Below are 10,315 nucleotides of genomic sequence, written 5' to 3'. Positions count from 1 at the left end.
GCCGCGCTCTGCGGAGGTTCCCGATCACCGCTGATCAGGCGGTGGACGGGGTGGAGGTCGCCCGGTGGTATGAGGACCTGCGGGCCGCGGTCCTGGGAGGGATCGACCGGGGGTCACGGCATGGCTGGGCAGTGCTGGCCCGTTCCGGCATGGCCGCATGGATCCGTGCGGTCGTATCCATCCCCTTGCTCTCGCCGCGTCGGGCGGGAAGCCGGCCACCGGCCTCGCCGGCGGCGAACACCGTGGCGGACGAGTTGGTGGAGGTGCTGGCGGTCATGGCATGGACGGCAGCCGGAGGCTGCCGCAGCGGCTGAGGTGCGCCCCCACGATCCGACGAGGAGGACCAGATGAGCATCGAACACAGCGGGAAGGTCACGGCCGACCATCTGCGGCGCGACGCGTACCTCTATGTGCGCCAGTCCTCCCTGAAGCAGGTCGTCAACAACAGCGAGTCCACCCAGCGCCAGTACGCCCTGCGCGGCCGGGCCGTCGCCCTGGGCTGGGAGGAGTCCCGGATTGTCGTGATCGATTCTGACCAGGGCCGCTCCGGGGCCTCGACGGCAGGCCGGGACGGCTTCCAGTACCTGGTCGCCGAGGTCTCCATGGGCCATGCCGGGATCGTGCTCGGCCTGGAGGTGTCCCGCCTGGCCCGGAACAACACCGACTGGCACCGGCTGCTGGAGATCTGTGCGCTGTCCGGGACACTGATCCTGGACGAAGACGGACTCTACGATCCGCGGACCTTCAACGACCGGCTCGTCCTGGGCATGAAGGGCACCATGTCCGAGGCCGAACTCCACCTGATCGGCGCCCGGTTGCGGGGCGGGCAGCTGGCCAAGGCCCGCCGCGGCGAGCTGAAACAGGGCCTGCCCGTCGGCTATGTCCACGACTTCGCCGACCGGATCGTCAAGGACCCCGATGCCGCGGTGCGGGGCGTCGTCGCCCGCGTCCTGGACGTCTTCACGGCCACCGGCTCGGCCCGCCAGGTCGTCAAGACCTTCGCCGCCGAACACCTCGCCTTCCCCTCGAGGATCCGCACCGGGCCACGCAAGGGCGAGTTGATCTGGGGTCCGCTCAAACACTGGCAGGTCCTCAACCTGCTCCACAACCCGCTCTATGCAGGGGCGTTCTGTTACGGACGGCGCAAGGTCGAGCACAGTGGGGACGGGAAGATCCACATTCGGATGCTGCCGCGTGAGCAGTGGGACACCCTCATCGAAGATCACCACGAGGGTTATGTGTCCATCGCCCGCTGGGAGACCAACCAGCAGGCCCTCGCCGCCCAGGCCGCCTCCCGCGGCCTGGAGCGGACCGCGACCGCCCCCAGGGAAGGCCCGGCGCTGCTGCAGGGCCTGGTGATCTGCGGCCGCTGCGGGAGGCGCATGACCATCGCCTACCACCACCGACAAGGCGTCGAGGTCTCCGAGTACCGGTGCATGACCCACGCCATCCAGAACGGCGGCCGCGTCTGCGAACGCATCCCTGGTCCTCCGGTCGAAGAGGCCGTCACCACCCTGTTGCTCAACGAGCTGACCCCGCTGGCCATCGAGGCCGCGCTCACGGTCACCGACCGCCTCGCCGCCCGGGCCGCCGAGGCCGACCGGCTGCGTCACACCCACCTGGAACGTGCCCAGCACCGCGCCGACCTGGCAAAACGCCGCTATCTCGCGGTCGATCCGGACAACCGGCTGGTCGCCGACACTCTGGAGGCGGACTGGAACGCCGCCCTGCGCGAGGTGGCCGCCGCCCGCAAGGACGTCGAACACGCCCGCATCGAGGCCGAACCCGTCACCCAGGCTCTGCGGGACAAGCTGGCCCACCTCGCCGGCGACGTGCACCGTCTCTGGCACGACCCCGCCACCCCGATGCGTGAACGCAAGCGCATCGCCCGCCTGTTGATCACGGACGTCACCCTCATCCGGGCCGACCGGATGACCGTCCGGGTCCGGCTCTTTGCCGGCCCCCACCACACCCTCGACCTGCCCCTTCCCCTCATCGGCGGGGAACGGTGGCGGACCCCGAAGCCCGTCGTGGCCGCCATCGACATCCTGCTGGAGGAGGACCACACCGACGCCGAGATCGCCGGCCTCCTCAACCAACGCGGCCTGACCAGCGGCAAGGGACTCGCCTTCCACCGGCTCCTGGTCCGTGAGATCCGCGAGGACTACCACCTCACCAGCCGCTACGACCGGCTGCGAGCCCGCGGCCTGCTGACCGCGTACGAACTCGCCGACCTCCTCGACGTCAGCGTTCCCACTGTCTGGAAATGGCACCGGGCCGGACTCCTGGAAGGCGAGAAGTACAACGACAAGAACGCCTGCCTCTACCCCCATCCCGGCCCGAACCCACCCCGCGTCCAGCAAGGCATCCGCCTCGACCGACGCCGCCCACCAGCGACAACTATCCGCAAACGAACTCGATAGGAGAAGAGGTGCAGTGTGATGACAAGCGCTTGACGTAGCTGTCGGCGACGGAGCCGACCGAGGCGGTCGCGCCGACCTCGATCAGCCGCTCACCGTAGCGAATTGACACGTATTGCGAGCCGCGGTCGCTGTGATGAATCAGACCCGAGCCCTTCTTGATGCCTTGCCGCCACAGGGCCATCTCCAGTGCGTCCAGCGGGAGATCGGTGCGCAGGTGGGTGGCGAGCTGCCACCCGACGATCATCCGCGAGTACACGTCCAGGACGAAGGCGACATGGGCCCAGCCTGACCAGGTGCGGATATAGGTGAGGTCGGCGACCCATAGCTGGTTCGGCCGACTCGCCGTGAAGCGCCGGTTGACCAGATCGGGCGGCCGGGGTGCGGACGGCTCGGGGATCGTGGTGCGGCGCCGTTGCCCGCGGATCACGCCTTCCAGGCCGTCCTCGCGCATCAGGCGCTCGATGGTGCAGCGAGCCGTGATGATGCCCTCGCGCCGCAGCTGGCGGTGGATGCGCCGGGCTCCATAGGTCTCGCCGGACGCATCATGGATGCGGTGGACGTGTTCGATGAGCTGTTCGTCGCGCTGTCGCCGGGCGGACTTCGGGCGCCGGCGGCGAGCGTTGTATGCCGAGACCGACAGGTCCAGTTCCCGGCATACGGGCTCGACCCCGAAGCCGTCGCGGAGGTGGTTGATCACCGCGTCAGCCTCGTGCGGGGCTGGTCGAGCTCCTTCGCGAAAAACACCGGGGCGACTTTGAGGATCTCGTTCGCCCGCCGCAACTCAGCTATTTCCTTGCGGAGTTGGGTCAGCTCGGTCCGCTCGGCGGTGGTCAGCAGATCGGGTCGGTCGCTCTTGTCCGCCTCGGCCTGGCGGACCCAGCCGCGCAGGGCCTCCTTGTGGATGCCCAGGTCCTTCGCGACATGAGCGACGGGACGGCCGGAGGTCTGGACTTCGCGGACAGCTCGCTCACGCAGTTCGTCGGGGCACTTCCGTGGTGCAGGCATCGGACGTGTGTTCTTCCATCTGCCGAGGCGGGCATGCCTGGCTTCAGGACCGCTACAAAATCCGGTTCAGCTCAGTGGCCACCATCCACAACAGTCAGGTCCTGCCCGGCATCCACACCCGCTTGTCGCGGCGCGAGTCGTTGCCGCACGAGCACCTGGTCGACAGCGGCTACACCTCCCTGGTCCACCTGGAGCAAGCCGCCCATGATCACCGGGTCGCCGTCTCCAGGCCGATCAGGGGTAACCCCACCCGTCAACATCGCCGGAACGATGGCTTTGCCTGGACCACCAAGGCTCAGTGCCACACCTGCCCGGCCCGCACCCAGAACACCGCTCCGGTCGCTGTCCCGTCGAACAGGGCCCATGCGACAGAGCCGTCTCCCCTGGGCAACGGCCGCACCCTCAGGTCGGCCGAGACTGCGGAGCCGTCCATGTCGCACAGAGTGACCCAGCCGCTTCCCGACCGGCCAAAACTCTGTGAGCGGGCAACCAGCCAAGTCGCCGGAAGTCTGCACACGAAATACACCCGAATCGGCTTCGGTGCCCTCGCAGTCCAGAGAACCACTTTCGATCGTTGCGTCCTCTCGCCGCAAGACCAAAGAGACGCGACACCAGCGCGGGCCGTACGTCGACAGCGAGCCGGTAGGACCGTGCCGGCTCGCTGTCGCTGCGTTTATTCTGCGGTGACGATGATCTCCACCGGCTCGCATCCGAGAGCGGAGGCGGTCAGGTGGATCTTCCCGGGACCAGTGGCGCACAGCACCGCGAGCGCACGTCCCTCGTATGTGGTGTGCTCCGTGCCGTCGAACTGCTCTTCGGTGGACGGGGCCGCGCTGCCGAAGCCGACGAGTTCTGCCGGACCGGAGACTTCCAGGCTCACCACCCGGTCGGCACCGGTGTGGCAGGTGCCGTGAGCATCTGTGAGGGTCAGGTCGACGTGGACCAGGTCACCGCCTTTCGCGGCCACGACCTCCCGGTCGGCCTGGACGGTCAGCCGTACGGGCCCCTCGGCGGACCGGAGGTTCGTACGGCCGGTCTCCACGCCGTCCCGGTAGGCGACGGCGACCAGGTCACCGGGGGTATAGACGGTCTCGAAGTCGGTGCGGAAACGGTGTTGTGCTCCGGCGGGACGTCGTCCGAGCGAGGTCCCGTTGCTGATGAGCTCGACCTCGTCGGCGTCGCTGTAGACGTCGACCGTGACCGGGGCGCCCTCGAAGCCGGGCCACGTCCAACTGGAGACGGTGTCGCTCCACGCCCACGGCGAACCGGCCCAGGTCCTGCCGTGGTGCTCGGGCCGTCGGACCGCGATGTACGGTTCGGCTCTCAGACCGTAGACAATCTCGCGGTAGTACGAGGCGGGCCTGCGGTGACCGGTGATGTCGATGTCACCGCAGCCCGCCACCAGGTAGGGATAGGGCGCGTTGTGGGCGTGGCGTCGCCCGTCCTCGGTGGCGTACTGGGGCCGCCCGATTCCGACCTCGCCGAGGTAGTCCCAACCGGTCCAGGTGAAGTCACCGATCACATGGCCGTACTGCTCGACCATCGCCCAGATACCGTCGATGCGGGTCGGGTAGGTCTCGGTACCGAGAATGATCCGGTTCGGGAAGAGGTCGCGGTCCAGGGCGTAGCGCGCTTCGGCGTAGTTCATTCCGGCCACGTCGAGAAGGGCGAAGGACTCCTCGGTGCGCTCGGTGACCAACTGCGAGGAGTTGATGGCGCCCATCGCGTCGCCTGCGTCGGCCATCAGGGTGTTGATGCCGGCGCCTTGCTTCGCCGCCTGCTCCAGCCTCTGCTGCCGCAGACTGCCGAGTTCGGACATGACGGCGAGCAGGCCGTTCACGGCGTTGGTGACATAGCGTGTCGGGTCCAGGGCGCGGACCTTCTCGGCGAGCCTGCGCCCCCAGGCGGCGCCGAAGGGCGAGCCCGTCTCCGGGATCTCGTTGCCGATCGAGTACATGATGACGCTGGGGTGGTTCATGTCCTTGGCGACCATCGCCTCGATGTCGCGCTCCCACCACTCGGGGAAGTTGAGGCTGTAGTCGAACTCGGTCTTGCCGGAGATCCACACGTCGAACGCCTCGTCCACGACGAGCATGCCGACACGGTCGCAGGCGTCGAGCATGGCCTTGCTCATCGGCTGATGGGAGATGCGGATCGCGTTGAATCCGGCCTCCTTCAGAATCTCGACCCGGCGTTCCTCGGCCCGGGCGTACGTGGCCGCGCCCAGAACGCCGTTGTCGTGGTGAACGCAGGCGCCGCGCAGGTTCACCGTTTCCCCGTTCACGCGCAGCCCGTGCTGGGGGTCCAGCTGCAGCGTCCGCATACCGAAGGTCACCGCTTCTTCGTCCACGTCCCCCAAGGTCACGCGGCAGTCGTAAAGGGTGGGCGACGCGGTGCTCCACAACGCAGGCGAAGAAACGTAGAGGCGCTGCCTGACCGTCGCCGATTCGCCCGGCAGCACCGTGACCTTCGAGACGTCGCCGGCGACGACAGTACCGGCGGCATCCAGGATCTCCGTGGCGACGGGGAGAGTGCGCACCTCGATCGAATCGTTGACCACGTCCGTCGCGACCTCGACGACGGCTCGTGAGCCGTCGATGTCGGGGGTGGTGACGCGGAGGCTGTCGGGGGCGATCCGGACGACCTCTCCGACGAGCAGCCAGGTGTCGCGGTAGATACCCGCTCCCGTGTACCAGCGGGAGTCCTGGTGGGCCCGGGCCTCGACACGGATCACGTTCTCCTCGCCGAAGCGCAGGAAGCGGTCGGCGTCGATCCGGAAGTGCGAGTAGCCGTAAGGCCGTTGGCCGGCATAGTCACCGTTGATGTACACCGTCGCGTCGCGGTACACACCCTCGAACTCCACGAAGATCCGCTTGCCTCGGAACTCCTCCGGGACCAGGAACGTCTTGCGGTACTCGAAGACACCACCGGGGAAGTAGGCACCACCGGCCGTCTCCATGGTGACTTCGCCGCCGGGGGACGTGCGCCGCTGCTCGATCATCGCGTCGTGCGGCAGTCTCACCGGCCGGAACGGAACGACCCGGCCGGAGAGTTCGGCGAAGGGGTTGACCTTGGGCCGAACCTGCCAGCCGTCGTTGAAGGATGTGCGGATCATGCGGGCTCCATGGAATGTCGGCTCACTTCATAGGGGTAGTGCACACAGTCGGCACAACGCGGTTACCACGGCCGACCGGTCACATGACCGGCGCCACACCCCAACGAAATCAAGTAATGAATAGTCTCAACGCGGTCAGGCGCGGATGAGAGGACACTGCACAGCCCTGCCCGCTGTCATCGAGTGGTGAGACGACAGCGGGCAGGGCTTCAGGGTCAGACAGCCGCCCAGCCGTCGTCGACGGGCAGAACGGCTCCGTTCACGAAACTGGCGGCATCGGAGGCGAGGAAGACGATGGCGTCCGCCTGTTCCTCGGCGCTGCCCTTCCGGCCGAGGTTGGCCGGCATGAACTCCCTGATGACGGCCGGACCGTGGGCGTCCTTCCGGGCATCGACGTGGATGCTGGTCGTCGTGGGTCCGGGAGCGATGGCGTTGGCGCGAATGCCCTGCTTGCGGTACATGACGGCCAGGTTCTTCACCAGTCCGACGATCCCGTGCTTGGAGGCGGTGTAGGCGGCTCCGGCGGCGCTGCCCCGCAGAGCGGCCTCCGAGGCGGTGAAGACCATGGAGCCGCGCCCCACATCCAGCATGTACGGCAGGACCGCCCGGGTCAGCAGGAACGGTGCCGTCAGGTTGATGCGGATGACCCGCTCCCACTCGGCGTCATCGGTCTCACCGAGCGCTGACATGCGGTCCATGATGCCGGCGTTGTTCACCAGCACGTCCACCCCGCCGAACGCCAGGACGGTGCGGCCGACGAGATCATCGACCACACGCTGGTCGCTCAGGTCACCGACGACGACGAGGCCGGTGCCGCCCTGGTTCTCGATCTCCTTTCCGGTTGCGGTCGCCCCCTCCTCGTTGAGATCCACGACGACGACGCGCGCGCCCTCCTGAGCGAACTTCAGTGCAGTGGCACGTCCGATACCGCCGCCTGCTCCGGTGACGATGACGCTGAGTCCTGCCAGTCCTGTCGTACTGGGCATCGGGTACTCCTTGTTTCTTGGTTCTCGTGGTACGGCGAAGCGACTGGCTTGCGACTGCTCGTCAGACCACCGCGCGGTTCGGGAGCGGTGTTTCGTTGTGCCGTGCCGGCATGGTCACCAGGTGACGGGCAGTTCGTGCACGCCGTAGATGAAGCCGTCGTGCTTGAACGGGACCTTCTCCAGATCCGTCGCCAGCCGCAGGGTGGGAATGCGTCGGTAGAGGGTGCCGTAGACGACCTGCAGCTCCAGGCGGGCCAGGGGCTGGCCCAGACAGTGGTGCGTGCCGGCGCCGAACGCCTGGTGGTGCCGTGCGGAGCGCTCGATGTCCAGTCGATCGGGGTCGGGGAAGGCTTCGGGGTCGCGGTTGGCGGCATCGCTGGGCGCGATCACGCCCTCGCCGGCCCGGATGATCCCGCCCGCGATCTCGACGTCCTCCAGAGCCACCCTGCGCCGCCCGGTGTGGGTGATCGTCAGGTAGCGCAGCAGTTCCTCCACCGCGGAGACGATCAGCTGCGGGTCCTCGGTGGTGCGGAGCCGCTCCAGTTGCTCGGGGTGCTGCAGGAGGAGCAGCGTGCCCAGGGCGATCATGTTGGACGTCGTCTCGTGGCCGCCGAGCAGCAGCAGGACACCGAGTTCGGCGGCCTCCTGGCGAGGCAGCTCGCCGTTCCTGACCCGCTCGGCCAGGCCGGAGAGGAGGTCGTCCTCAGGTGTGTCGAGCTTCTTGCCGAGCAGTCCGTTCAGGTATTCGATCAGGCTCTGGTGGGCGGCCTGCCGTTCATCGAGGGTCGACGACTTCAGAATCATGGTCTTGCTGTTGACCTGGAAGAAGTCATGGTCCTCGTAGGGGACGCCGAGCAACTCACAGATCACCAGTGAGGGCACTGGCAGAGCGAGCGCCTCGACCAGGTCCACCGGGTTGGGGCCGGCCAGCATGTCGTCGATGAAGCCGTCCACGAGTTGCTGGACCGCGGGCCTCATCGCCTCCACCCGCTTGAGGGAGAAGGCACCGCTGATCATGCGGCGCAGTTGCGCGTGCTCGGGGTCGTCCATGCCGGGCAGACTGAGCCGGACGCGGCCCTTCACGGGTGCCTGCTTGGGATAGCCGGGCTGGTTGATGTCGGCGCTGAACCGGGAGTCGGCCAGCACCGACTTCTGGTCGGCGTGCCGGGTGAGCAGCCAGGGAGTACTGCCGTCGAAGAGCCGGACCTTGACGAGCGGGCCCTGCTCACGAAGGGCCAGCAGGGACGGGGGCGGGTCGAAAGGACATCCCTGGGCGCGCTTCATCGGGAAGTCGGGGGCGTGCTCCGCCGTCGGTGCGTGAGTAGGCGTGGTGTCGGTCATCTCGATACTTCCCCTCGGGTCAGGCATGCAGGGCGGCCTGGGCGGTGTAGTGGTCGACGACGGCGGCGCGGTGCAGACGAGCCTGCTTGGGCATGTTCCAGCCCAGGACACCGGTCATGTGTCCGTCCCGGCGGTACAGCGCCACGAAACGCCCGTCTTCCTCACTGCCCTCCACGACCTGGACGTCGGCGTCCTCGCCCAGCAGACCGTGGGCCTGGATCTTGGCGTCGAACTGGTCGGTCCACATGTAGGGCACGGGGGTGTAGGGCCGGTTCTCCCCCAGGATGTTGGCCGCGACGGCGGCGGCCTGCTCGTTGGCGTTGGTGCGGTTCTCCCACCGCACGAACTTCCCGAGACCCCGGTGATGCCAGCGGGCGACGTCACCGACCGCGTAGACACCGTCGGCGGCCTGGCAGAACGCGTCGCACACCACGCCGTCGGCAACCGTCAGCCCGCTGTCCGTCAGCCAGTCGGTGGCGGGGACGGAGCCGATCGCGACGACGACCGTCCGGGCGGGCAACACCCTTCCGTCGGCGAGCCCGACCGCGGTGACCCTGCCCCGCTCCTCCTGCAGGAACTCGACGGCCACGCCGAACTCCATGTGCACGCCCCGGTCGGTATGGAGCTGGGCGAGCCGAGCGGCCATCCGGGACCCCAGCAGACCGACCATGGGGGCTGTCAGCATGCCTACGAGCGTTACGTCGACGCCCATGCCCCGTGCGGTCGCGGCGATCTCCGCGCCGAGTACCCCGTCGCCGATGACCACGGTTCGATCGGCGGACTGCAATGCCGATCGCAGGGCCAGGGCATCGTCCAGGGAACGCAGCGTGTGGACGCCTTCGAGCGACTGCTGTCCCGGGAACGCGCGGGAACGCAGCCCCGTGGCGATGACGACCGCGTCGGCGCGGACCGCACGCCCTGAGGCGGTCCGGACGGTCCGCGCGGCGGTGTCCAGTGAGCGGGCCGGGTCCTGCAGAACGATCTCCGCGTCCAGTGCGGCCAGTTGGTCCGCAGTACGCAGTTGAGCGCGTTCCGGAACCCACTCGCCGGCCAGGACCTGCTTGGACAGGGGCGGTCGGTCGTAGGGCGGGTGGAATTCACCGCCGATCACGGTGAGCGCTCCCTGATAGCCCTTGCGTCGCAGTGCCTCGGCCGTTGCCAACCCGGCGGCGGAGGCGCCTACGACGAGGACGCTCCCGACCTGGGTCACGCGTCCTCGCTCAGCACAATGGCGGCCGCCGGGCAGACCGCCGCGGACTCGCGCACGGCAGCGTGGTGTCCCGCAGCAGGTGCGGCATCCAGAAGCACCACGATCCCGTCGTCGTCCCGCTGGTCGAAGACCTCGGGGGCCAGCAGTACGCACTGACCGGCGCCGCAGCACTTGTCTTCGTCGACGGTGATTTTCATTTCTTGCTCCTCATGTTCGGAGTGGGGGAAGGAGGCAG

10 protein-coding genes are annotated in these 10,315 nt (G+C 68.1%); 2 read left to right on the top strand and 8 right to left on the bottom strand.

From position 1 onward, the window contains the following. Window positions 1-314 (top strand): hypothetical protein (locus tag IEZ11_RS50665; RefSeq protein ID WP_229712917.1); only part of this gene is annotated, 314 nt, incomplete at its 5' end. A 33-nt stretch (window positions 315-347) separates the two neighbouring features. Beyond that, window positions 348-2,423: a recombinase family protein gene (locus IEZ11_RS09655; RefSeq protein WP_189262198.1), complete on the top strand. Its 2,076-nt coding sequence runs from the start codon at window positions 348-350 to the stop codon at window positions 2,421-2,423. Here IEZ11_RS09655 and IEZ11_RS09650 read toward each other — a convergent pair. From IEZ11_RS09650 to IEZ11_RS09615, 8 genes are all read right to left on the bottom strand, one after another. Continuing rightward, entirely contained in the window at window positions 2,401-3,120 is a 720-nt protein-coding gene (locus tag IEZ11_RS09650; RefSeq protein ID WP_189262197.1) for an IS3 family transposase, read from the bottom strand. The genes IEZ11_RS09655 and IEZ11_RS09650 overlap by 23 nt on opposite strands. Further along, the gene (locus tag IEZ11_RS09645) at window positions 3,117-3,428 is read right to left on the bottom strand and encodes a transposase (RefSeq protein ID WP_189262196.1); all 312 of its coding nucleotides are present in this window, start codon (window positions 3,426-3,428) and stop codon (window positions 3,117-3,119) included. The genes IEZ11_RS09650 and IEZ11_RS09645 overlap by 4 nt, the downstream gene beginning before the upstream one ends. 295 nt (window positions 3,429-3,723) lie before the next feature. Next, window positions 3,724-3,861 (bottom strand): hypothetical protein, encoded by a 138-nt coding sequence (locus tag IEZ11_RS09640; RefSeq protein ID WP_189262195.1) that lies wholly within the window; start codon window positions 3,859-3,861, stop codon window positions 3,724-3,726. Window positions 3,862-4,101: 240 nt separating this feature from the next. After that, entirely contained in the window at window positions 4,102-6,543 is a 2,442-nt protein-coding gene (locus IEZ11_RS09635) for a glycoside hydrolase family 2 TIM barrel-domain containing protein (protein WP_189262194.1), read from the bottom strand. Window positions 6,544-6,758: 215 nt separating this feature from the next. Continuing rightward, window positions 6,759-7,529 (bottom strand): SDR family NAD(P)-dependent oxidoreductase, encoded by a 771-nt coding sequence (locus IEZ11_RS09630; protein WP_189262193.1) that lies wholly within the window; start codon window positions 7,527-7,529, stop codon window positions 6,759-6,761. Window positions 7,530-7,643: 114 nt separating this feature from the next. Then, on the bottom strand, window positions 7,644-8,870 hold the full coding sequence (locus IEZ11_RS09625; protein ID WP_189262192.1) for a cytochrome P450: 1,227 nt from the start codon (window positions 8,868-8,870) through the stop codon (window positions 7,644-7,646). A 19-nt stretch (window positions 8,871-8,889) separates the two neighbouring features. Further along, complete coding sequence (locus IEZ11_RS09620) at window positions 8,890-10,080, bottom strand: NAD(P)/FAD-dependent oxidoreductase (protein WP_189262191.1); 1,191 nt, start codon at window positions 10,078-10,080, stop codon at window positions 8,890-8,892. Beyond that, complete coding sequence (locus tag IEZ11_RS09615) at window positions 10,077-10,277, bottom strand: ferredoxin (RefSeq protein WP_189262190.1); 201 nt, start codon at window positions 10,275-10,277, stop codon at window positions 10,077-10,079. Before IEZ11_RS09615 ends, IEZ11_RS09620 begins: the two co-directional genes overlap by 4 nt. Window positions 10,278-10,315 lie beyond the last annotated feature (38 nt).

Source organism: Streptomyces fuscichromogenes (assembly GCF_014645815.1).
Lineage (GTDB): Bacteria > Actinomycetota > Actinomycetes > Streptomycetales > Streptomycetaceae > Streptomyces > Streptomyces fuscichromogenes.
Note: the sequence above shows the minus strand (reverse complement) of the source record. Positions and strands in the feature narration are given on the sequence as shown.